The 22,464-nt window shown below is 56.9% G+C and carries 19 protein-coding genes; 8 read left to right on the top strand and 11 right to left on the bottom strand.

Annotated elements, in window-relative coordinates:
- Window position 1 precedes the first annotated feature (1 nt).
- The 3 genes from DAQ1742_RS07985 to DAQ1742_RS07975 form a co-directional block, all read right to left on the bottom strand.
- Window positions 2-1,738, bottom strand: a complete 1,737-nt coding sequence (locus tag DAQ1742_RS07985) for an ABC-F family ATP-binding cassette domain-containing protein (protein ID WP_035341007.1) — start codon at window positions 1,736-1,738, stop codon at window positions 2-4.
- Between the two features lie 283 nt (window positions 1,739-2,021).
- Complete coding sequence (locus DAQ1742_RS07980) at window positions 2,022-2,759, bottom strand: sulfite exporter TauE/SafE family protein (RefSeq protein WP_051124023.1); 738 nt, start codon at window positions 2,757-2,759, stop codon at window positions 2,022-2,024.
- Between the two features lie 85 nt (window positions 2,760-2,844).
- Window positions 2,845-3,237, bottom strand: coding sequence for a VOC family protein (locus DAQ1742_RS07975; RefSeq protein ID WP_035341002.1), 393 nt, complete (start codon window positions 3,235-3,237; stop codon window positions 2,845-2,847).
- A 183-nt stretch (window positions 3,238-3,420) separates the two neighbouring features.
- On the opposite strand from DAQ1742_RS07975, the gene DAQ1742_RS07970 reads away from it, so the two are divergent.
- A complete protein-coding gene (locus tag DAQ1742_RS07970) occupies window positions 3,421-4,326 on the top strand; it encodes a LysR substrate-binding domain-containing protein (protein ID WP_035341000.1) in 906 nt (301 codons plus the stop codon).
- 3 nt (window positions 4,327-4,329) lie between these two features.
- Here the strand turns inward: DAQ1742_RS07970 and DAQ1742_RS07965 are convergent, their stop codons facing one another.
- On the bottom strand, window positions 4,330-5,460 hold the full coding sequence (locus DAQ1742_RS07965; protein ID WP_051124022.1) for an ATP-binding protein: 1,131 nt from the start codon (window positions 5,458-5,460) through the stop codon (window positions 4,330-4,332).
- The gene (locus tag DAQ1742_RS07960; protein ID WP_035345857.1) at window positions 5,457-6,194 is read right to left on the bottom strand and encodes a response regulator; all 738 of its coding nucleotides are present in this window, start codon (window positions 6,192-6,194) and stop codon (window positions 5,457-5,459) included. Before DAQ1742_RS07960 ends, DAQ1742_RS07965 begins: the two co-directional genes overlap by 4 nt.
- A 136-nt stretch (window positions 6,195-6,330) precedes the next feature.
- Between DAQ1742_RS07960 and DAQ1742_RS07955 the strand changes: the two genes are divergently transcribed.
- Together DAQ1742_RS07955 and DAQ1742_RS07950 are read left to right on the top strand one after the other, a co-directional pair.
- Window positions 6,331-7,614, top strand: a complete 1,284-nt coding sequence (locus tag DAQ1742_RS07955) for an efflux RND transporter periplasmic adaptor subunit (RefSeq protein ID WP_083961004.1) — start codon at window positions 6,331-6,333, stop codon at window positions 7,612-7,614.
- 18 nt (window positions 7,615-7,632) lie between these two features.
- Complete coding sequence (locus tag DAQ1742_RS07950) at window positions 7,633-10,767, top strand: multidrug efflux RND transporter permease subunit (protein WP_067486680.1); 3,135 nt, start codon at window positions 7,633-7,635, stop codon at window positions 10,765-10,767.
- Window positions 10,768-10,841: 74 nt separating this feature from the next.
- Here the strand turns inward: DAQ1742_RS07950 and DAQ1742_RS07945 are convergent, their stop codons facing one another.
- Window positions 10,842-11,378, bottom strand: coding sequence for an SRPBCC family protein (locus tag DAQ1742_RS07945; RefSeq protein ID WP_035345855.1), 537 nt, complete (start codon window positions 11,376-11,378; stop codon window positions 10,842-10,844).
- 198 nt (window positions 11,379-11,576) lie between these two features.
- Between DAQ1742_RS07945 and DAQ1742_RS07940 the strand changes: the two genes are divergently transcribed.
- Window positions 11,577-12,527, top strand: coding sequence for a LysR family transcriptional regulator (locus tag DAQ1742_RS07940; protein ID WP_067486677.1), 951 nt, complete (start codon window positions 11,577-11,579; stop codon window positions 12,525-12,527).
- 46 nt (window positions 12,528-12,573) lie between these two features.
- Here the strand turns inward: DAQ1742_RS07940 and efeB are convergent, their stop codons facing one another.
- The 4 genes from efeB to DAQ1742_RS07920 form a co-directional block, all read right to left on the bottom strand.
- On the bottom strand, window positions 12,574-13,896 hold the full coding sequence (gene efeB / locus DAQ1742_RS07935) for an iron uptake transporter deferrochelatase/peroxidase subunit (protein ID WP_067486674.1): 1,323 nt from the start codon (window positions 13,894-13,896) through the stop codon (window positions 12,574-12,576).
- 12 nt (window positions 13,897-13,908) lie between these two features.
- Window positions 13,909-15,030: an iron uptake system protein EfeO gene (efeO, locus tag DAQ1742_RS07930; protein WP_035342611.1), complete on the bottom strand. Its 1,122-nt coding sequence runs from the start codon at window positions 15,028-15,030 to the stop codon at window positions 13,909-13,911.
- Window positions 15,031-15,149: 119 nt separating this feature from the next.
- Complete coding sequence (gene efeU / locus DAQ1742_RS07925) at window positions 15,150-15,995, bottom strand: iron uptake transporter permease EfeU (protein WP_035342612.1); 846 nt, start codon at window positions 15,993-15,995, stop codon at window positions 15,150-15,152.
- 231 nt (window positions 15,996-16,226) lie between these two features.
- A complete protein-coding gene (locus tag DAQ1742_RS07920; RefSeq protein WP_035342614.1) occupies window positions 16,227-17,795 on the bottom strand; it encodes a sensor domain-containing diguanylate cyclase in 1,569 nt (522 codons plus the stop codon).
- A gap of 203 nt (window positions 17,796-17,998) precedes the next feature.
- Here DAQ1742_RS07920 and DAQ1742_RS07915 point away from each other — a divergent pair, with 203 nt between their 5' ends.
- The 4 genes from DAQ1742_RS07915 to DAQ1742_RS07900 all read left to right on the top strand — a co-directional run bounded on the left by DAQ1742_RS07915 (window position 17,999) and on the right by DAQ1742_RS07900 (window position 21,467).
- Entirely contained in the window at window positions 17,999-18,256 is a 258-nt protein-coding gene (locus tag DAQ1742_RS07915) for a hypothetical protein (RefSeq protein WP_035342616.1), read from the top strand.
- Window positions 18,257-18,592: 336 nt separating this feature from the next.
- Window positions 18,593-19,585, top strand: a complete 993-nt coding sequence (gene dgcN / locus DAQ1742_RS07910; RefSeq protein WP_180706279.1) for an N-acetyltransferase DgcN — start codon at window positions 18,593-18,595, stop codon at window positions 19,583-19,585.
- An 11-nt stretch (window positions 19,586-19,596) separates the two neighbouring features.
- Window positions 19,597-20,607: an N-acetyl-D-Glu racemase DgcA gene (gene dgcA, locus DAQ1742_RS07905; protein ID WP_035342620.1), complete on the top strand. Its 1,011-nt coding sequence runs from the start codon at window positions 19,597-19,599 to the stop codon at window positions 20,605-20,607.
- A complete protein-coding gene (locus DAQ1742_RS07900) occupies window positions 20,607-21,467 on the top strand; it encodes a D-amino-acid transaminase (protein ID WP_035342622.1) in 861 nt (286 codons plus the stop codon). Before dgcA ends, DAQ1742_RS07900 begins: the two co-directional genes overlap by 1 nt.
- 53 nt (window positions 21,468-21,520) lie before the next feature.
- Here DAQ1742_RS07900 and DAQ1742_RS07895 read toward each other — a convergent pair whose 3' ends face one another.
- Window positions 21,521-22,453: a DKNYY domain-containing protein gene (locus tag DAQ1742_RS07895; RefSeq protein ID WP_035342624.1), complete on the bottom strand. Its 933-nt coding sequence runs from the start codon at window positions 22,451-22,453 to the stop codon at window positions 21,521-21,523.
- Between the last annotated feature and the right edge of the window lie 11 nt (window positions 22,454-22,464).

The raw sequence follows: 22,464 nt of genomic DNA, 5'->3' as shown, positions 1-22,464 counted from the left end.
GTTATTCCAGCTCCAGCAACGCGCTCAGGCGGGCTATTTCTGCCCGCCAGGCGGCCTGCAATGCCGGTTTTTGATGTTTCGGTTTACGCGCCATGTCTTGTGCCAACTGTTGTTCCAGCGCCACCAGTTGGCCAAGCTGTTCTTCCTGCTGCGGGTCAACACCCACGCTTGCGGCCTCATCGGCAGCAGGCGTGACTGGTCGCGCGGGCAGCACGCCTGTACCCGGCTCGCTCAGGTGCTGATATAACGCCTCCAGATCGTGCCATTCGCTCAGTTGCCCCGCCTCAACCAGCCAGAAACGGTTGCAGCTCTGGGTTATCAGCGTGCGATCGTGTGTCACCAGCAACACGCCGCCGGAGAAGGTTTGCAAGGTGTGCGCCAGTGCCTCTTTACCTTCCAAATCAAGATGGTTGGTGGGCTCATCGAGCATCAACATGCCATAGCGCGCCAGCGACAGCCCGACAAACAACAGCCGGGCACGCTCGCCACCGCTTAATGTCGCCACCTTCTGTTGATGGCGCGACCAGGCAAACCCCGCGCTGATTAGCGCCATTTTGCGCACCTGCTGTTGTGGCTCAAACGGCGTCAGCGCATCCAGCAAGCTGTCATCATCACGTAGCTGCTGTAAGGTCTGGTCGTAATAGCCTAACGTGAGCCGGGGATGAAAGCGTATCGCCTCCCCGCCCTGCCCCAGACAAAACTGCTGCCATAACAGGCGCAATAGCGAGGATTTACCGCAGCCGTTACGCCCGATAACCGCCACTCTGTCGCCGCTTTTCAGCCGCTGAAGTGCGACGTGAAACAGCATCGGGCTTTCGGCCGCCGGGCGCACCGCAAGCGCATGGATTTCCAGTAACCGGTCGGCATCAATCGCCTCGCCGCTCAGGGTAAGACGCCACTGATAACCGCGACTGAGCTCGGTTTGCGCCTCTTTTAGCCGCACGATGTGTTTTTCCATCTGCTTGGCTTTGCGCGCCAGATCTTCGTTATCGTAGACCCGGCCCCAGGTCGCCAGCCGTTTGGCACTGGCGCTGACACGATCTATCTCTTTCTGCTCCGCCTGATGGCGCTGCGCATCGCTGCTGTCGCGCGCCGCCAGCGCTTCACGCGCGGCACTGCACGGCAGCGCGAAATAATGCAACTGGCCGTCGCGCAAAATATAACTGCCGTTCGTCACGCTATCCAGTAACTGGCGGTCATGCGAAACCAGCATGAAGCTGCCGCTCCAGCTTTGTAAAAACCGCTCAAGCCACAGCAGCGTCGGCAGGTCAAGGTGGTTACTCGGCTCATCAAGCAGCAGTAAATCCGGCGACGTGACAAGCGCTCTGGCGAGCAACAGCCGGGTATGCTGGCCGCCGCTGAGTGTACCGGCGCTCAGTTGCCAGTCTTGTGGCGCAAAGCCCATCTGCGCCAGCAGCGTTTGCGCGCGCCAGCGCTCGCTGGGGCGCTCGGCAACCGGCACGCAGTCAAGCACGGCGTCTAGCATTGTCAGCGGGTGTAAACGGGCGGGCAGATGTTGTTCAACGCGGGCCAGCAGGCAGTGATGGGCGCGGGTGACGCTGCCGCTTTGCGGCATCAGCGATCCGTCAAGCACATGCAACAGCGTGCTTTTGCCACAACCATTATGGCCAATCAGGCCCAGGCGGTCGCCTTTTTTCAGGGTAAATGAAACGTTATCCAGCAGAGTGCCGAATGGGGTGGTCACGCTCAGGGCGTGTGCGGTCAGTAATGTGCTCATTGCTTACTCAAGAGTTATAGGCGTAATGACGCCTCGTCAACACAACGCTGACGAACCCGGTAAGCCCGAGAGAAGGGAAAGAAGGTTGCTTCGCTCAAGCCACCGTTATCGCAGCACGATATCGATAACGCTTGAGCAGCGGCAATCACCAAGAGGGTGTGAAGTGTTAAACAATTCACGGCGCAGCATAGTGTTTCCTCCTTATTGATTTTCTGTAAGTTAATCGGTAGCGCGATTGTAACGGCAACGATAGCAACATGCCAGCCTACAATCGCGCCGTGGCTTATTTACCCAACAACATCACCAGCGCCACGCCAACCAGCACCAGACAGAACGCCAAACGCAGCGCGACCACCGGCAATTTATGCGCCAGCGCCACACCCCATGACACGCTGAGAATACCGCCGATAGCCAGCGGCACGCCGGTTGCCCAATCCACATGACCGGCCTGCGCGTAAGAAGCCAGCGCGGCCAGCGCACCGGGTACCACCAGCGCCAGCGCCATCCCTTGCGCCTGCGTCTGGGTAAAACCAAACAGCGTCACCAGCGCAGGCACCACCACCAGTCCGCCGCCGACGGTAAAAATCCCCGACATAAAACCACTGATAACCCCCAGCACCGGCAGATAACGTGGCGAGAGTACCACCGCCGGTTTGTGGCTACGCTGGCTGTTGATCCACTGCCAGATGTAGTAGGCCGCCAGCGCCAGCAGGAACAGGGCAAACGCGGTTTGCAGATGATTAACCTGAATGGCCGAGGCAACATGGGCTGCCAGATAGGCAGACACCGAGGCAAAGGCACAGAGTTTCAGCATCATGCGGGTATCAATACGGTTACGTTGCCGATAACGCCAAAAGCCTATCAAGACGTTCGGCGTTATCATCACCAGCGCCGTGCCCTGTGCCATATGCTGATTCATGCCAAACAATAACCCCATCGCCGGAATAGCAATCAACCCGCCACCTATCCCTAACATTCCACCGCAAATGCCAAGCGCCATCCCCAGCACCAAACACATCATCACATCGCCTGGCAACATATCGCCCTCAGTTTCCACATCATCGTCAATTGCAAAATCATTTCACCCTGCGCCGATACACGCACACTCAGTCGTCTGCGCCATTCAGGTATTGCGCAATCTCAATCAGGTTTAAATCGGGGTCGCGCAGGTAAATCGAACGAATCGCCCCCATCGCACCGGTACGTGTTACCGGCCCTTCAACAATCGGCCAGTGGCAGCGTTGTACATGTGCCATCACCTGTTCCAGCGGTTCGCTCGCAATAAAACAGAGATCGAGTGCGCCGGGTGCTGGCAGATGAGCATGGGGGGAAAACTCTGCCCCGCGCTGATGCAGATTGATTTTTTGCTGACCAAAGTGAAACGCAACGCGCCCGTTGCCGAAGGTTTCTTCACGCAGTTGTAATACCTGAGTATAGAAATGCCGGGTGGCGGCAATATCCACGCAGGTCAGTACGATATGGTCAATATGACTAATCATCAGCAGGTTCCTTTAATGCATCATGGTGTCAGGCAGGCGGATGCCGCCTCAACAAATTGATAACATCCTAGGCCCGATGAGCCGTTTTGATAATCCTTCAATACTCCATCACCCTTTCCTGCCAGGAAAGGGTCGCGGCTATGGTAGGCTGGTGGCGTCTGTTTTTAAAGGGCGTCGCCTGCCATGATCAATCCCAGCCATTTTGACTTGCACTCACTGCGCCTGTTTTTACAGGTCGCTCGTCTCGGCAGCCTGACCAAAACCGCCGCCACCCACCACATGACCTTATCAGCCCTGAGTAAACGCATGGCCGAGCTGGAGCGCACGGTGGATTGTGCGCTGTTTATCCGCCTGCCGCGCGGGCTGGCACTCACCGCTGCGGGCAAAGAACTGGTACAGCACGCCCGTCAGGTGTTAAGCCGCGTCGAGCGCATGGCTGCCGACATGCAAGATTACGCCACCGGCGTGCGCGGGCAGGTGCATATATGGGCGAACACCTCAGCCATCATCGAATTTCTGCCACAGGAACTGGCCGTTTTTTTACAGCTTCACCCGTTGGTACGCATTCATCTGGAAGAAAAGCTCAGTGAAACGGTGGTCAGCGCGCTGTTAACCGGCCAGGCTGATTTGGGTATTTTCGCTGATAATGTGCCCTCGCCGGGGGTGGAGAAAATCCCCTATCGGGAAGATCAACTGGTGGTGCTGGTTTCTTCGCAACACCCGCTGGCCGGGCGACAGGAGGTCGCGTTTGCCGATACCCTGCCCTACGATTTTGTCGGCCTGAATAATGGCAGCTCGTTGCTTAAACTGCTGCAAGATGCCGCTGAAGATAACGGCAACATACTGCGCCTGCGCATTCAGGTCAGCAGTTTTGACGGCATCTGCCGGATGACGGAGGCCGGGCTTGGCATCAGTATTTTGCCCGAAGGCGCAGTGCGCCCGGAAATTCTGGGCACCGGGCTGCACGCCATTCGACTGAGCGACAGCTGGGCACAGCGTCGGCTGTGGCTCGGCATCAAAGACGGGGCCACGCTACAGCCAGAGGCCGCTAACCTGCTGGCCCACCTGCGTCAGTCTGCCAGCCGGTAGTTGCTACGAGGGCGGTACGGCAACAGGGGGGATACCGCCCGGCGGAGGTAATGGCAACGGCGATACCGGCCAGTGCAGCGCAAACCGTGCGCCCCCCGTTGCGGAGGGGCTGCAACGCGCCTGCCCACCGTGCGCCAGTGCGATCGCCTGCACCACGGCCAGCCCCAGCCCGCTGCCTTTATGGTGGCGACGGTACGGATCGCTGTGTGGCGTGTTGCCGCGTTGAAAGGCATTAAAAATTCTATCGGCAAAGGCCGGGTCGATGCCGGGGCCACTGTCCGACACGCTCAGGCAGACCAGGCCCTTATCCACACTGGCGCAGATAGCAAGCGAGCCTGGGTGGGCGTACTTTTGCGCATTTTCCAGCAATGCCAGCAGTGCCTGACGAATACGCACCGGGTCACAGCACACCGGTGGCGCATCAAGCATCAGCGCCAGGCTGAACCCTTCGCGCTCAAGCGTCGGCCCGAATGCATTCACCACAGCCATCACTTCAACATCAAGCTGGGTTTGCTGCCAGCGTAGCTCCAGATGCCCGCTTTCAGCCAAGCCAACCACCCGTAAATCCTCGATCAATCGCCCCAGCCCCTCGACCTGAGTCAATAAATTGCGGAACAAGACGGTATCCGGCTCGAACACCCCTTCCGCCAAACCTTGCAACCGCCCACGCAAAATCGTCACCGGGGTGCGTAACTCATGGGCGATGGCCGCATTCCAGAAGGCCCGCTCTTGTGCCATGCGCTCCAGCCGCTCGGCCATCACATTAAAATCCCGTACCAGTATCGCCGCTTCGCCCAGTGAGTAATCGTCAGTTTGCGCGCGGGCGTTCAACTCCCCCCCGGCTATCTGGCGCAGGCTGTGTGCCACCGAATTGAGCGGCACCAGAATACGGCGCGCCAGCCTGATGGCCTGAACCACGGCAATCATCAGCGCCAGCAAGGTGGTGCCAGCCATCCAGAACCACTCCATGGTCGTCGGCATCCACTGGTCACTCGGCGACAGGCTTTCTGGCGAGATATGCAGCATGAAGGCATAAAAAAGATACGATCCCACCACCATCAGCAACGTGATCGACAGTGCCAGCAGCGTCATCGAACGCACCAGTTGTCGGCTCAGGCTCCCCAGTGGTTTCATGACGATTCACCCAGGCGGTAGCCTACGCCACGCACACACGACGGCACGCCATCCAGCCCCAGTTGGGTGAGTTTTTTGCGCAATTTACTGATATGGCTATCTACCGTTCTGGACAGCGCATCGCCTTCCGGCAGGCACGAAACCAGCAGCTCTTCACGGGTAAATACCCGGCGAGGAGCCCGCGCCATATGCGCCAGCAAGCGGAATTCCGTCAGCGTCAGCTCCAGTATCTGGCTGGTATTGCCAAGCTCAACCCTCACCTCATGATTCTCCAGATCGACCTGAAAAACCCCACAGCGCAGAAAACGGGAGGCCGATGACCGCGCCCGCAAGCCGGTACGCCGCAGTACCGCCTGCACCCGGGCTACCACTTCTGCGGGGTTAAACGGTTTCACCACATAGTCATCCGCACCGATGCGCAGCCCCGTCAGTTTATCGATGTCCTGATCCAGCGCAGTCAACATGATGACCGGCGTGTCACCACGATGGCGTATGCCTGATAACACCTGCCAGCCATCGAGCTGTGGCATTTGCACGTCCAGCAACACCAAATCAGGTTTCATACCGAGATGCAGCTCAAGCGCTTTACGCCCATCGGCGGCATGCAGCGTGCGCAAACCGCTGCGCGTCAGGTACGCGCGCAGAATATCGGCAATTTCTGGCTCATCCTCGGCAATCAGCACCAATCCATTGCATTCATCGGCTATCGGTAGAGAGGACGTGGACTCAGTCATGGGTGGCCCGTTAGTAAAAAAATGGAAGTCCTCCATCATATCTCCATATTTCACCAACGAAAACCGCACACAACCCACGCACACTGGCACAAACGGGCCAAACAGGCGGCCCGCAAACCGACATGGCGACATGAACATGAATATCCGACTCCCTTTATCCCAACCTGATATCGCCGCATTAACCCGCAACCGCCCCCATGCGGGCGGCCCGTTACCGCGCTTGTCGGGTAGCGTTATCTCCGGTCACGCGGTATCCGGTGGTAAGTTACACCGTACCGGAAAATGGCTGAACGCTTGTGTCCTCGGGCTTTGCGGCCTGCTGCTGAGCGGTTGTGATAAGCCTGAGGTCGCGCCTATCTCGCTGCCGCCAGCGGTAACTGTCAAGGCGGTTACACCGGCTACCGTTACGCTAAAAGAGGAGTTACCAGGGCGCGTCACCGCATTACGCACAGCGGAAATTCGCCCGCAGGTCAGCGGCATCATCCAGCGGCGGCTCTTTGAGCAAGGGGCCGAAATTCAGGCCGGACAACCGCTTTTTCAGATTAATCCCGCCCCTTTCAAGGCCGATGTCGATAGCGCCAGCGCCGCCCTACAGCGCGCCCGCTCAGTGCTAAACCGCGCACAAATTCAGGTCAACCGGCTCAAACCGTTGTTGAGTAGCGGAGCCATCAGCCAGCAAAGCTATGACGATGCCATCGCACAGCGCGATCAGGCCGCCGCGGATGTCGCACAAGCCAACGCAACGCTGGCGCGCCGTCAGCTCGATTTAACCTTTGCCACCATCGAGTCACCCATTTCCGGTCGTATCGATCAGGCCCTGATAACCGAAGGTGCGCTGGTCAGCAGCACGGACAGCACCGCGCTGGCACGGGTACAGCAGATTGATAACGTCTACGTGGATGTGCGCCAGCCCGCCACATCACTGGAGCGCCTCAGAGAAATGCTGGCCAGCCGCGATGGTTCCCACGAGGCAATGGCGGTGGAAATTCTGCGCAGTGATGGCCAGCCTTATCCGGTACAGGCCAGCATGTTGTTCTCCGGCATTAATGTTGATACCAGTACCGGTGATGTACTGGTGCGCATTCTGGTCGATAACCCGCAGCGGCAGTTGTTGCCGGGCATGTTTGTGCGCGCCCGGCTGCCTCGCAGCCATTACGATGACGCCATGCTGGTGCCCCAGCAGGCGGTGACACACAACGGCAGTACAGCCAACGTCTGGGTAGTGGATGGTCAGAAAAAGGCCCACACCGCAGAGGTCAAGCTCGGGGAGCTGATTAATCAGCAATACCGTATTCAGGCCGGGCTACAGCCGGGCCAACTGGTGGTGGTGGAAGGCGGCGACAAGCTCAGTGAAGGCGTCACCGTGTCCACCCAATACTGGGGGCGGATGGCTTCTGCAACCCCGGACGCCTCACGTTAAATCAGGAAACGACACACCATGCCGCAATTTTTTATCCAGCGCCCTATCTTTGCCGTCGTGATTGCGCTGTTTATTGTGCTATTCGGCCTGCTTGCCCTGCCACAGCTACCGATAGCCCGTTATCCTTCGGTTGCGCCACCGTCGGTGACAATTATCGCCACTTACCCCGGCGCAAGCCCACAAACTCTGAATGACTCAGTCGTCAGCCTGCTTGAGCGCGAGCTGTCGGGTGTGAAAAACCTGCTGTATTTCGAATCCACAACCGATACCAGCGGCCTGGCGCAAATCAGCGTCACCTTTCAGCCCGGCACCGACCCGGAACTGGCGCAGATTGATGTGCAAAACCGGATCAAGACCATCGAGCCGCGCCTGCCTCAGGTGGTCAGGCAAAATGGGCTACAAGTCGAATCGGCCTCATCCGGGTTTCTGATGCTGGTCAGCCTGACCGACAGCAGCGGGCGTTACGATCCGCTGGCGTTGAACCACTATCTGGCGCGCAATATTGCTACCGAACTGCGCCGCATTGATGGCGTAGGCCGGGTTCAGTTGTTTGGTACGGAACAGGCCATGCGCGTCTGGGTTGATCCGAACAAACTGCTGGCCTATGGCCTGACGCTTGGCGATGTGTCTGACGCCATCAGCCAGCAAAACGTGCTGGTCGCACCTGGCCGACTCGGTGATACGCCGACCCTGCCCGGCCAGCAAGTGACGCTGCCTCTGACGGTACAAGGGCAATTATCCACCCCATCACAATTCGCAGATATCGTGCTGCGGGCCCGGGAAAATGGTGCGCAGGTGCGGCTGGGTGATGTCGCACGCGTTGAACTGGGTGCCCAGTCTTACGGCTTCTCGGTGCGCGAGAAGGGAAAGAGCGCGACCGCCGCCGCCATTCAACTCTCTCCCGGAGCCAACGCCGTGCGCACGGCCGATGCCATCAACGAGCGCATGCGCGAGCTAAAATTCTCCATGCCCGCCGGGATGGCGTATTCACTGCCATTTAATACCGCGCCCTTTGTCAAACTCTCCATCGAGAAGGTGATCACCACGCTGGCAGAAGCCATGATATTGGTGTTTTTGGTGATGTACCTGTTTTTACAAAATGTGCGTTATACCCTTATCCCGGCAATTGTCGCCCCTATTGCACTGCTGGGAACCTTGAGCGTTATGCTCATCGCCGGTTTCTCGATTAACGTGCTGACCATGTTCGGCATGGTGCTGGCGATTGGCATTATTGTCGATGATGCCATCGTGGTGGTGGAAAACGTCGAGCGGCTGATGTCAAAAGAGAGGCTATCGCCCAGGGAGGCGACCGCCAAAGCGATGCGTGAAATCACCGGAGCCATCATCGGGATAACGCTGGTGTTGTCGGCCGTGTTTATTCCAATGGCCTTTGCCAGCGGCTCGGTGGGCGTCATTTATCAGCAATTCACGCTCTCGATGGCGACGGCTATCCTGTTTTCGGCGTTTCTTGCCCTGACGTTAACGCCTGCGCTATGCGCCACATTACTCAAGCCGGTAGACGGCGCATCACACGGCAAACGGGGCTTTTTCACTGCCTTTAACCGAGGGTTTGACCGCCTGACTCAGCGTTATGAAGCGACAACCCGCGCCCTGCTCAAGCGAACGGGTAGCGTGCTGTTGCTGTTTGTTGCGCTGGTGGTGGCCGTGATGGGGATTTTTCGCGCGCTGCCGTCGGACTTTCTGCCGCAAGACGATCAGGGGTACTTTATGACCTCATTCCAGTTACCGTCAGAGGCAACAGAGGCGCGGACTCTGGCCGTCGTTCAATCGTTCGAAGAGTATGTCGCCTCACGCCCTGCGGTTGCCACCAGTATCTCTATTATCGGATTCGGTTTCTCTGGTTCGGGTGCCAACACCGCGCTGGCCTTTACCATGCTAAAAGACGGGCGTTCCCGTGCCGACACCACCCTTGCCGAGGAAACCGCGCGGGCACAGCAGGCGATGTCGCACGCCCGAGAAGGCACCATCATGTCACTGATGCCGCCTGCTATTGAAGATCTCGGCACATCTGCCGGGTTCAGTCTGCGCTTGCTTGACCGCGCCAATCGCGGTCAGGAAGCGTTGCTGGCCGCACAAACGCACCTGCTGTCACTGGCGGCCAACAGCCCGGTCGTGGCAGACGTCTACCCGGACGGCCTGCCACCCGGCAACTCGATTCATCTGGATATTGACCGCCAAAAAGCACAGGCGCTCGGTGTTTCATTTAACACCATCAGCGATGCGCTATCCGGGGCTATCGGGTCGCTGTATGTCAACGACTTCCCCTATTCCGGTGGGATGCAGCAAGTGATTATTCAGGCAGATGCCCCGGCGCGGATGCAGCTTGATGACGTGCTTAACATGTATGTGCGTAACACCGCAGGCGGTATGGTGTCACTGCGCGAAGTGGTCACGCCAGTCTGGCGTGAAACGCCGCAACAACTGACCCGCTATCAAGGCTTTCCGGCGCTGCGTATCTCCGGGCGCGCCGCGGCAGGTTACTCCAGTGGCGAAGCGATGGCAGAAATGGAACAGTTAGCCGCGCAACTCCCTCCCGGCTTTGGTATCGAATGGACCGGACAATCGCTGCAAGATAGCCAATCCGCCGCCCAAACGCCGCTGTTGTTACTGTTATCGATGGTGGTGGTGTTTCTGGTGCTGGCCGCATTATACGAAAGCTGGCTTATTCCTCTGGCAGTGATACTGGTGGTGCCGTTGGGCCTGCTGGGTGCGCTGGTGGCGGTCATGATGCGCGACATGCCCAATGATGTGTTCTTTCGCGTCGGGCTGATTATTGTTATCGGTCTGTCGGCTAAAAACGCCATTCTGGTGGTCGAGTTTGCCAAACAGTTGCATCAGCAAGGGCTCAGCCTGAAAGAGGCCGCCGCCCGCGCCGCCCGCCTGCGATTACGGCCTATCCTGATGACGTCGCTGGCGTTCATCCTTGGGGTGATCCCACTGGCCTTTGCCTCCGGGACCAGTGCAGAAACCCTGCGCGCGATTGGCACCGGTGTGCTGGGTGGCATGATCAGCGCCACGGTGCTGGCAATACTGTTCGTCCCGGTGTTGTTTGTCAGCGTTATGGGGATACATCAGCGCCTGACGCGCAAACCGGCCCCACGGCTGCCTGCCCCACCGCATAACGACAACTAGCCCACACCCGTCCGGTTGCACCGCTGCGCAACCGGGCGACACCCGCGACATGCCGCGCCAATCAGGTAACGCGATTAACCGGGAAATGACGCCTCTGTGCGAAAGGCCGTCGCCAGCAGGCCATCAAGCCATTGCTGGTGGCCGTTAATCATCGGGTTAGGCCGCGTACCGGCCAGCTCACGCGCGGGGGCACCGTGCTGGGTTTCCTGCGTGAGAAGACGCAGACGATGGCCGGGCAACGCCTCAATTAGCCACGCATGGTGCACATCCAGAAGGGTTTCAGCCTCGCCCTCCACCCAGCCATGCCAGGCTAAACGAGCAAGCTGGCCTGGCTGCGGTGGCACGAATTCAACCACCTCAGCTTCAACCACAAAACCAAATGTCGTGAAACAAAACCGCGTCCCTGCCGCCAGCCAGGGCGCGTTGCCGTGATGAAAATGGATGTCGCTGGCATTCGGGTAGTAATCCGGCCACAGTGCGGTATTGACCAGCGCCTGCCAGACCGGCTCAACCGACAACTGCGCCACAATCATTTCGTTAGAGGCAAAATTATCACACCAGCCCGGCAGATACCCTTGCGGCCAGATAATCGCACTGAGCGGCGCACTCACCGCTGCCGGTGTGCCAGCCTCATGATTTTTAAATGCATTGCTTTGTAAGGAATCGTTCAACATTTCAGGTTTCATTCGTTCGCTCATCTCAACGTATTGCCGTAACGGATAGGTCAGCAGCGCTGCTCTGTCAGCACTTGTGTCAGCATAAGCGACATGGTGAAATAGAAAAAATCGTGTTTATTGATTCTTCATATAATGAATATTGATATCAGAAATCTGGATCTCAATTTACTCAAGGCGCTTGATGCCCTGCTGGATGAACGCAGCGTGACTCGCGCAGCCCAGCGGCTCTCGCTGACACAGCCTGCGGTGAGCGCCATGCTGACACGTCTGCGTGACTGTTTTGATGACCCGCTGTTTACCCGCACCCAGCGCGGCATCGTCCCCACGCTGCGGGCACAGGAACTGGCCGCCCCGGTAAAACAGCTTCTGCATGATGCCCGGTCACTGCTGCAACCTCACCGCTTTGACCCGGCCACCGCCTCGCTGACGCTCACGCTGGCCGCGACGGATTACGCCCTGCGCGCCGTGATTGTCCCGCTCATTCGGCAGCTAAGGCAGCAGGCTCCCGGTATCCGGGTTGCGATTGTGCCGCCTGACCCACAGCGGATGCACGAGCAACTGGAGAGCGCAGAGGTGGATATGCTGCTGATGACACCGCACCTCACCATGCCTTTGTTGCACAGCCGCCATTTATTTCGCGAACGCTACGTGTGTGTGATGCGTGCAGACCATCCCGATGCCGGGAAACCGCTGTCTCTGGCACGTTTTTGTGCGCTGGATCATGTGCTGGTGTCTTATCAGGGCAACCCGTTTAGCGGCGTCACCGATGAGGCGCTGGCGCAACGGGGCTATCAGCGCAAGGTGACGTTATCCGTCAGCAGCTTTCTGGTGCTCGCCGACATGCTATATGACAGCGATATGATTGCCGTTGTCCCTGAACGCATGGCAATGACCGAAACGCAACTGGCGATTGTCGAGCCACCTGTCGCTATCCCCGGTTTTACCAAGACACTGTTCTGGCATGAGCGCCCCCATCGCTCGGCAGCCCATCGCTGGGTGCGGGAGGTGCTCTACTCGTTGTTTGATGCGCCGTCAGCGCGTGATGGCGCTGACGGCCGTGAGGACGGTGAAAACACCCGCTAAAAAGTCGCCTCATTAGCATGAGGCAACATAAAACGGGTTATCACCACTACGCGCTTAGCAAAGTGCGGGCCAGCCAGTCATCCGGTGTGTTGACACCCGGCAGCGCAAAGAAATACCCACCGCCAACCGGCTTGATGTACTCCTCCAGCGGCTCGCCGTTAAGCCGTTTTTGTACCGTCAGGAACCCTTTTTCCAGATCGGCCTGATAGCAGACAAACAGCAGCCCCATATCCAGTTGACCGGCGTTTGTTACCCCCAGCGAATAGCTGTAGCCGCGGCGCAACATCAGATTGGCACGGCTTTCCGGCGTGCGCGGGTTTGCCAGGCGGATATGGGCATCCAGCGGGATCACCTGGCCTTGCGGGTCTTGGCTATAATCCGGCTCATCATGCTCATTGACCATGCCCAGCGGCGCACCGCTGTGCTTGTCGCGGCCAAAAATCATTTGCTGCTCTTTAAGCGGCGTGCGATCCCAGAATTCGACGTGAAAACGGATGATGCGCGCGGCCTGATAGCTGCCGCCGTAGGCCCAGGCTGGTTCGCCGGACTGCGGCCCCACCCAGAGGATTTCATCCATCAGCGCGTTATCCGCACTATTCGGATTGGCGGTGCCATCTTTAAAGCCCAGCAAATTAATCGGCGTTTCTTTACCCTGACTGCGCGCGGCATGTGCCGAGATAAACCCTTCACGCTTCCAGCGCACACTGAGCAAATCCGGCGTCTGTTTAATGATATCGCGCAGCGCATGTAACACCGTTTCATGCGTGTTGGCGCAAATTTGCAGCAGCACATCACCGTGACACAGGCTGGCATCCAGCGAGTCATTGGGAAAGCGCGTCATACGCTCAAGTTTACGCGGCTTTTGTGCCTGTAGACCAAAGCGTTCATCAAACAGCGACGCGCCCACCGACACCGTGATAGTCAGGTTATCCGGGTAAATGTCGCGGCCCATGATGCCAGAATCCAGCGGTGGCAGGCGCGGGTCAACCGATTCCACCTGGCCACCCGTGCTCAAAAAAGCAATGCGCTGCGTCAGCAGTTGAAACAACCGCGCCAAATCGGCCTTGCTGCTTGCCAGCACATCAAACGCCACCAGCATCATGGCGGCCTGCTGCGGCGTGGTGATCCCAGCCTGATGCGGCCCGTAAAACGGTTGTTTTTGCCAGCGTTCATCCGGTGATAGGGCGGTCGGGGTATCCTGAGCGGCAGCCGGGCCCGCGCCCAGCGCCAGTGCGCCCCCCATCATGCCAAGGCCCTGTAACAGGCGACGGCGCGAAGGCGAGGCAAGATCGGCGTGTACCGGGCACGCCGAAGGGGCGGCGTTTGACGAAGCATGTGGCCCATCGTGCGGGCCGTGATAACGACTCATGGTTAGCCCGCCTTAGTCCAGCCCCAGCACACCGCGCAACTGCGCCAACTCTTCTGCCAGCACAGTGACCGGCCCTTTGAGCGCCGTGCGATCGGCGTCACTGAGCTTCTCATAAGAGGCAAAGCCCTCTGAGGTTTTATATTTCGCCAGCACCGTATCGACGGTTTTAAAGTTAGCGTCGATTTTTGCCAGCAACGCCGGGTTGGCTTTGGTCAACAGCGGACGCAGCAGGTTGACGATTTTCTGTGCGCCATCAACGTTGGCCTGAAAATCCCACAGATCGGTGCGGCTGTAGCGATCTTCCTCACCGCTGATTTTAGTGGCGGCCACTTCCTCAATCAGCCCGGCTGCACCACCGACCACTTTATTCGGCGGGAAGGTCAGGCTGGCAATGCGCGTTTGCAGCTCTTGCGTATCGGTATAAAGCTGGTCGGCATACTTCGCCATGTCTTTGACGCTGTTATCAGCAAACAGTGCCTTTTCCAGACGATGGAAGCCGGTGAATTTCGGGTCAGCGGCCTTTTGCTCGTAGTCGTCTTCGCGGGCATCAATGCTGCCGTCCAGATCGGAGAACAATTCGGCAATCGGCTCGATGCGCTCATAATGCTGGCGCGTCGGCGCATAGAGTTTCCGGGCTTCATCAAGCTTGCCCGCCTTGATGGCATCGGTGAAACGTTTGGTCTGCGCGACCAACCCGTCAACCTCTTTAGTGACATACACTTTGTATTCGGCAATCGGCCCGACCAGATCCAGCACATTGGTTTGTACCGGCGTGCTGCCAGCCGCTGCCGTGACCACCAGTTTGCCTTTCGGGTTACTCAGCAACCCGCAGGTCATGTCATATTCACCTGGCTCCAGCGTGGCGGTCATTTTCTGGGTGAAACCGGGGGCGATATTTTCACGCTCTTCTACGACCATCACCCCTTTGAGGATCTCCCACTCCAGGTTTTTCTGGCTGGCATTGGTCACCACAAACTGCGTTTTCCCGGCAGGCACCGTCACTTGCATCGGTTCGCACTGCTTGTCGTTGACCGTCACTTTCACCTGCGGGATATCCGCAGCCAGTACGCCAAACGCAGGCAGCGCCAGCAGTGCAACACTCAGGGCCGTGCGACGAAACAATGGTGTAGACATAGAGCTATCCTTTATTAATTGACTGATTAATAGCAGTAATTTGATTTATACCAGCATCATCGGTAGCTGGGTGACGAGGCGTGGCAGGCCAAATGCCTCATCATTATTGACAATGGTGACTAGCGCTGGCGCGGTTGCGGTGCCGTCGCACTAAGTTGTGCCGGGCGCGCAGGCAAAAAGAAGTACAGCAAAGCCGGGATCAGGTATAACCAGTAAACGGCAACTTCACTGACCGTCGGCGCTTCCTGATAGCCAAACATGCCCTCAAGCACCGTTCCCGCCACACTGTGGGTGGATAAAACCGCACTCAAATCAAACGCAACCTGTTGAAATTCGTTCCACAACCCAGCCTCGTGAAAAGCCCGAATGGCTCCGGCGGCAAGCCCGGCGGCGACAAACAAAATAAACAGGCTGCTCCATTTAAAGAAACGCGCCAGTTGCAGCTTCACGCCGCCCCAGTAGATCAGTGCACCCACCACCACTGCACAGGCCAGCCCCAGCAGCGCACCGATGGGCGCGGCAATGCCCACATCCTGCTCAAACGCCGCCAGCAGGAAAAACACCGACTCCAGCCCCTCGCGCGCCACGGCAAAAAACACCATCGCCACCAGCGCCCACCCCTGGCGCTTACCGGCATTGAGCGCGTTATCGACCGCACCTTCCAGATGCAGGCGCACCGAGCGCGACACTTTTCGCATCCAGAACACCATCCAGGTCAGAATGACGACAGCGACCAGCGCCACTACGCCTTCGAACAGTTCCTGCTGTTTTTGCGGAAATTCACCGGTGGTTTCATTGATAATCACCCCCAGACCCAGGCAGAGTGCCAGCGCCAGCCCGACGCCGGCCCACACGGCTCCCATCCACTGCTCACGCTGGGTACGCTTGAGGTAACTGGCTATCAGGCTGACTATCAGCGCCGCCTCCAGCCCCTCACGAAACATAATGAGTAATGGAACAAACATGGCTGCCAACTCCTGTGCTGACCGTAGTACTTTGCAACCCCGCAACATCCGGGTATGTCATCGCCATGCCGTAACACGAACATGACAAAGAATGATAATGGTTCGTATTAATAGATAAACGTCAGGTTTGGTAAAGCGATTTTTTCTAATTAAATATTTCCAGCGCACTGACGTGCAGCCCTGCAACCGGTCAGACTGCAAGGCAACACGATGATGAGTAAAGAGAAAGAGTCACAGGCGCACACAGTTATCACGCCCTTTTTTCTTCGCCAGATAGAGTGCCTGATCGGCCCCTTCTTTCAGCCGTTGCTGGCTACACGGGTTGGCGCTGGAATAGGTATAGACACCGGCACTCATGGTCACGACCTGATGGGCGAGCAACGATGCCTGATGCGCAATCGCACTCTCTCGCACCCGTTCGACCGCCTGAATGCCCAGCGCCTCGCCCTGCTCACCGGACAGGCCCGGCAGAATAATCGCAAACTCTTCCCCGCCATAGCGGGCGGCCAGGCCATCGGGGGGCAGCGGCAGACCGGCCAGTACCATACCGATTTGCACCAGGCAGCCATCACCTTGTACGTGCCCATAGGTGTCGTTGTAGCGTTTGAAAAAATCCACATCCAGCATGATGAGCGTCATCGGTGTGCCCGCTTGCCGGGCCTTATCCAGCGCCAGTTCCAGATAGCGATCAAAACGACGTCGGTTTGCCAGTCTGGTCAGCGGGTCAATCAATGCCAGTTTTTGCAACACCTTGTTTTTATCCGTCACTTCCTGATGCAGGCGGCTGATGTCATCATTACTTCTCACCGTTTGCCGAACCTGCCGCAACACAAAACTGCCGGGAAAACCAATCGCAAACAGCACCAGCACATTAAGCAACATGGCAGGGATATTGTTGGTAAGCCAGCGCTGTTGTATTGCGCTTTTATCAAGACTGGCCGCCACCACCAGCGGGTAACGTTGCAACTTAACATAAGCGAGAATGCGCACCCGTCCATCCAGCGTGGTACGCCAGATGCCGCTACCGCTGCCCCGCTCCAGCCGTGACGGTTCAAACAGCCCACCGCTTGAGAAATCATGATTAATATACTGCTCTAAATGGGGGTAGAGATAAATCGCGTGACCATTGGCGTTCATTAATGACAACACGCCGTTATAGTCCAGATTAAAATAGCTGTAGAAATTGCCAAAATAGTTATGATCGATAGACGCAAGAAAAACGCCTTTGAATTCACCATTCGGGCCATTTACCCGTTTAGCGACCGGAATCACTCGCTTATGGGTAATATTACTGACCGTCACTTTAGCAATATATAGTGAAGAGACATTATTCTGCTTTAAAAAAGAGAAATACTCCCGCCGGGAGGCATTATAAATATAAAGCGGCCCATTGGACGTCGAGGCAATCAGGTTTCCTTTATCATCAAATAAATATAACCCGACCAGTTGCGGCAACACCGCGCGATGGCTATCCAGCACATTTTTTACCCGCGCAGAATCCAGCATACCGGTTTGTGATAACTCTGTTAGCATGTCATCAATCGCCACTTCAATCGGCGCAAAGGTATCCTGTGCCTGACGTGACATGGCTACCGACAGGTTAATGGCATTTTTCTGCGCACCATCCATTGCGCTCTGATAAGAGCCCCAAAACGTCCAGATGCTGCTGACGACAAAGATCAGGCTGCATACTATCAAAAACACCATCATGGTCAGGCCGGGAGAGGCACGGGAGAACGCCGGAGGCAACAAGCGCAGAAAACGACACACACGGGTGAAAACGCGATAATGAATTGGCATGCATGCTCGCAATAACGTACTGATGATAAAACCACAACCAGACTGTCAGTACCCTGTCAGAGAGATAACCGTCTGCATACTTAAAAGCAAAAGCGTCCCGCAGATAACTGACACCCCATCGCTGCCCCACCTTTAACCGGTGGCCGGGTACGATGCCCTAACTATAAACCGCCACCATGCACGCCATCGTCTGTAGGGGAGATATGCCCGACAAATCTGTGACGGACTGCTCAAATCTTGTTTTTTCCGTTACAGCACGGCGACAACGTGGCGAAAAAAACGCACAGGACGCGCCCCATTTTGAGGCATCTGCGCCACTCTCCCTACCCGAAAATCTGGCTTTTCGCCCCCGTTTCCGCGAAAAAATTAACCCTGTCGAAAATATTACCCAGCATCTTCTTAACAAACCCTGCGATAATAACACCGGGCTGATTCTTTTCATTTTCTCAGCACCAAAATAATGCATTCATCGCACCAAAATAGTTAATTATTTTTTAAAAAATACGTTTTTTATAAAAACCCGCACAATAACCTCATTAAAAGAAAAAACAAAATTTAATACCAATTAAAAAGCAAAAATAAACAACAAAAAAGAATAAACAGCAATAAATTCAGCATTATAATCTAATTTATCATCACTATTGACAACATATCACTGATTGATAATATCAAGACAACAGCACCACAAATATCTAGCATGAGAAATAAAAAAGAAAAAAATAAAACCCAGAGACCTGGGATGCAGTTCAATTTCTCACATCATTATTTATTCAAAATTAATATTAATGGAGGCCGTCATGAATATTCAAAAACCTTATTTACTTTTTCTCGGTGATGCACATGACCAATTAGCGGCTAAAGTGGCAATCGGTATTCAGCAATGGCACCCGGAATATTGTGTCGGGCAATATCGAATGGCGGGATGCCAGGCTGATTGTGGCCTGCCGGATATGGATATTCAGGCGGCCGTGGCAGCCGGAGCCCGCACGCTGGTCATTGGAGTGGCAAACCGGGGGGGATTATTTTCTGAGGCCTGGATAGCCGTGCTGCGCCAGGCGCTGGAGTGCGGCATGGATTTGGCCGCCGGGCTGCATAACAAGCTGGCCGATGTGCCCGAAATCCGTGAGCTGGCCGCACGGCTGGAGCGCTCGCTGTTTGATGTGCGCCACCCGACCCAATCATTTCCGGTTGCCAGCGGGCGCAAGCGCAGCGGGAAACGCCTGCTGCCGGTCGGCACCGATTGTTCCTGCGGCAAGATGTATACCGCGCTGGCGATTGAAAAAGCCCTGCTGGAGCGTGGCGGTGATGCAACATTTCGCGCCACCGGGCAAACAGGTATTTTAATCTCAGGTGCGGGGGTCAGTATTGATGCGGTGGTGTCTGACTTTATCGCCGGGGCGGTCGAAACCCTCGCCCCGGATAACGACGCGCAGCACTGGGACGTCATAGAAGGTCAGGGATCGCTGTTTCACCCTTCTTTTGCGGGTGTCACCACCGGTATTATCCACGGCGCACAGCCTGATGCACTGGTGTTGTGCCATGAACCGACGCGCACCCATATGCGTGGCGTTGATTATCCGTTACCTGAGTTGCAAGCCTGTATTGACCTGAATCTGGCGATGGCGCGCCTGACCAATCCACTCGCCCGCTTTGTCGGTGTCTCGATTAACAGCGTACAGATGCCAGAGGAACAGGCGCTGGCCTATATGGCAGCACTGGAACAGCAGCTTGGGCTGCCGGTTGTAGACCCGTTCCGCCAGGGTGTCGGCCGCATTATCGATCAACTGTAACGGGCACCATCATGGCTGAACTGTTCGTTACCCATGAACGCTGGGCGCTAAAAGAAACCTTTACCGTTTCGCGCGGCAGCAAAACCCACGCCGATGTCATCAAAGTGACGGTGCGCGACGGGCGTTATGAAGGGCACGGAGAATGCGTGCCTTACGCCCGCTACGGTGAAAGCCTTGAGGGCGTTGAAGCGCAGCTACTGGCGCTCCAGCCGGCAGTACGCGAAGGGCTTGACCGGCAGGCGCTGCAACATAGCCTGCCAGCCGGTGCGGCACGTAACGCGCTGGACTGCGCCCTGTGGGATTTGGCGTGCCAGCAGTGCGGAAAACCGGTGTGGCAACTGGCTGGCCTGCCTCGCCCGACGCCGCTGGTCAGCGCATTCACCCTATCGCTGGATACCCCGGAGAAGATGGCACAGGCGGCACAACGCCACGCCCATCGTCCGTTGCTGAAACTGAAACTGGCCGATGCCAATGACATCGAGCGGGTGGCGGCCGTGCGCGAGTGTGCCCCTAATGCTGGTCTGATTGTCGATGCCAACGAAGGCTGGACGCCCGATTTATACCTGAAACTGGTGCCGGAACTGTTGCGCCTTGGCGTCAGCATGATTGAACAGCCGCTGCCCGCCAGCGACGATGCTGCACTGGCCGAATTGCCGCACCCGATTGCGCTGTGCGCCGATGAGTCCTGCCACGATTGCCAGTCGCTGCCCGGTCTTTCGCAGCGCTACGAGCGGGTCAACATCAAGCTGGATAAAACCGGCGGCCTGACCGAAGCACTGCGGCTGCGTCAGGCCGCACGGGCGCAGGGACTCGGCATCATGGTGGGCTGCATGGTCAGCACCTCGCTGTCGATGGCCCCGGCAACGCTGGTGGCACAAGGTGCCCAAATTGTCGATCTTGACGGCCCGTTATTACTCACCGATGACCGTATCGGCGGCCTTGTCTGGCGAGACAGCCAACTGTATTTACCTGAAGAGGGTGTATGGGGCCAGCCCCGCCCTTGCTTAACCGGAGTCGCGTAATGTCACGTATTGTTTATGTTAATGGTTGTTACCTGCCTGAAGAGCAGGCCACGGTTTCGGTGTTCGACCGCGGTTTTTTGTTTGCTGACGCGGTGTATGAGGTCACGGCGGTGGTCAATGGCCGACTGGCGGAATTTGATGGTCACATGGCGCGGCTGGCCCGCTCATGCGCCGAGCTGAATTTATCGCTGCCCGTCAGTACAGCGGAATTACGCGACATTCATCTGGCGCTGATTGAAAAAAACCGGCTTGAAGAAGGCGGCATTTATTTGCAGCTCAGCCGCGGCAGCACCGGCGACAGGGATTTTGCCTTCCCGCACAACGCCACACCGACGCTCACGCTTTTTACCCAGTCCCGCCCGATTATCCACCACCCGAATGCTGAAACCGGCATTCGGGTGATAACCTGCCCGGATTTACGCTGGCATCGACGCGATATCAAAACCGTCAGCCTGCTGATGGCCTGTATGGCCAAAGCGTGGGCGCATGAAAAAGGGGCGGATGATGCCTGGCTGGTGGAAAACGGACGGATCACCGAAGGCAGTTCCAGTAACTGCTACATCGTGGATACCAATGGCCATTTAATTACCCGCCCGCTGAGTCACGACATTTTGCACGGCATCACCCGCCGGGCGTTGCTGCAACTGGCAGCAGATAATCACCTGACGGTGGAAGAACGCCCCTTCACGCCACAGGAAGCCCGTTGCGCCAAAGAAGCATTTATCAGCTCGGCAACCACCTTTGTCTGGCCGGTGGTCGAGATTGATGGCACCCCGGTCGGAGACGGTAAACCAGGGCCGATAACGCGCCAGTTGCGTGAGATTTATCTCGCCATGATCCGCCAGCAAACCGCCGCCTGACCGGCGCGACGTCCGGTATCTCTTGGAATACCGGACGTCGTTGCCGTGTTGTATCAGCCTTTATGGCACTGCGGCTGGCCGCTGACTTTGACCGAATCACAGTGCCAGCGGGTTTTGCCATCGCTAATGGTGTAATCATTGCTATCCAGTTTACTGCTCAGATTGGACACACCAAGCCCCTCGAGCAGAACGGTGTCCACGCCCAAAAACCAGACGCGCTGTCCATCCGTTGCCAGCTTCTCACTATCCGCCACCGGTTTAATCGCCGCCGCCTTGACGCCATCCGGTAGCGCAGTACCGATTCTGCCAAACTTATAAAAGCGCACGTTATCCAGCGCAGTATCGAATGTCAGGCAGTGAAAACTGGCGGCATCGACATCCGGGCGCGCTTCTCCCTGATAATGAACCACCCCATCAATCGTTGCCCAGCCATAACATTCGCCAGCCACCGGGGCGTTCTTCTGGTAGGGCACGATGCTGATTTCGTTTGCCACGAAGTAATAATTTTTCTTATCGATGGCCTGATTGCTGGCAATAGCCTTGAAACTGGCCACATCGACGCCATCGAGTATTTCACCATCAGGCAACCAGATGTGATTTTTATCGCGAAAGAAAGGAAACGTCAGCGCCTCAAAGCTCGCCGCGTCTATCGTCTGTTTCATCGGCGCGCAGTCAACGTAAGAACCAACGTTAGTGAGTAAAAAGTGCTCACCGTACAGCTTGGCGCTTTCCGGCTTAAAGCCTTTGGGCAACGGCTGCTGATTGCAGTAATACTGCGACCCCGAAGCTGCCAGCGCCATCGCATCGCCTTTTTGTAATACCTTAAAATTATCTGCGCGAGCCCCTGCCAACACCTGTGGGTCGGCATTGACCGAGGCGCGAAACACCACGCGCCCTTGATCTACCTGATAAGGCGGTTTGACCTCTGCCTGAGAAGATAATGCCGCCATACCCAGCACCACCGCGAGATATCCGTTCCACTTCATCCTATTTGTCC

This window comes from Dickeya aquatica, assembly GCF_900095885.1.
GTDB lineage: Bacteria > Pseudomonadota > Gammaproteobacteria > Enterobacterales > Enterobacteriaceae > Dickeya > Dickeya aquatica.
The sequence above is the reverse complement of the archived record's forward strand: the minus strand, read 5'-3'. Positions and strand labels throughout refer to the sequence as shown.

Excerpts from the sequence above, each read along its gene's own strand:
- DAQ1742_RS07985 (WP_035341007.1), bottom strand. The coding sequence starts at position 1,738 with ATGAGCACATTACTGACCGCACACGCCCTGAGCGTGACCACCCCATTC.
- DAQ1742_RS07980 (WP_051124023.1), bottom strand. The coding sequence starts at position 2,759 with ATGATGTGTTTGGTGCTGGGGATGGCGCTTGGCATTTGCGGTGGAATG.
- DAQ1742_RS07975 (WP_035341002.1), bottom strand. The coding sequence starts at position 3,237 with ATGATTAGTCATATTGACCATATCGTACTGACCTGCGTGGATATTGCC.
- DAQ1742_RS07970 (WP_035341000.1), top strand. The coding sequence starts at position 3,421 with ATGATCAATCCCAGCCATTTTGACTTGCACTCACTGCGCCTGTTTTTA.
- DAQ1742_RS07965 (WP_051124022.1), bottom strand. The coding sequence starts at position 5,460 with ATGAAACCACTGGGGAGCCTGAGCCGACAACTGGTGCGTTCGATGACG.
- DAQ1742_RS07960 (WP_035345857.1), bottom strand. The coding sequence starts at position 6,194 with ATGACTGAGTCCACGTCCTCTCTACCGATAGCCGATGAATGCAATGGA.
- DAQ1742_RS07955 (WP_083961004.1), top strand. The coding sequence starts at position 6,331 with ATGAATATCCGACTCCCTTTATCCCAACCTGATATCGCCGCATTAACC.
- DAQ1742_RS07950 (WP_067486680.1), top strand. The coding sequence starts at position 7,633 with ATGCCGCAATTTTTTATCCAGCGCCCTATCTTTGCCGTCGTGATTGCG.
- DAQ1742_RS07940 (WP_067486677.1), top strand. The coding sequence starts at position 11,577 with ATGAATATTGATATCAGAAATCTGGATCTCAATTTACTCAAGGCGCTT.
- efeB (WP_067486674.1), bottom strand. The coding sequence starts at position 13,896 with ATGAGTCGTTATCACGGCCCGCACGATGGGCCACATGCTTCGTCAAAC.
- efeO (WP_035342611.1), bottom strand. The coding sequence starts at position 15,030 with ATGTCTACACCATTGTTTCGTCGCACGGCCCTGAGTGTTGCACTGCTG.
- efeU (WP_035342612.1), bottom strand. The coding sequence starts at position 15,995 with ATGTTTGTTCCATTACTCATTATGTTTCGTGAGGGGCTGGAGGCGGCG.
- DAQ1742_RS07920 (WP_035342614.1), bottom strand. The coding sequence starts at position 17,795 with ATGCCAATTCATTATCGCGTTTTCACCCGTGTGTGTCGTTTTCTGCGC.
- DAQ1742_RS07915 (WP_035342616.1), top strand. The coding sequence starts at position 17,999 with ATGCCCGACAAATCTGTGACGGACTGCTCAAATCTTGTTTTTTCCGTT.
- dgcN (WP_180706279.1), top strand. The coding sequence starts at position 18,593 with ATGAATATTCAAAAACCTTATTTACTTTTTCTCGGTGATGCACATGAC.
- dgcA (WP_035342620.1), top strand. The coding sequence starts at position 19,597 with ATGGCTGAACTGTTCGTTACCCATGAACGCTGGGCGCTAAAAGAAACC.
- DAQ1742_RS07900 (WP_035342622.1), top strand. The coding sequence starts at position 20,607 with ATGTCACGTATTGTTTATGTTAATGGTTGTTACCTGCCTGAAGAGCAG.
- DAQ1742_RS07895 (WP_035342624.1), bottom strand. The coding sequence starts at position 22,453 with ATGAAGTGGAACGGATATCTCGCGGTGGTGCTGGGTATGGCGGCATTA.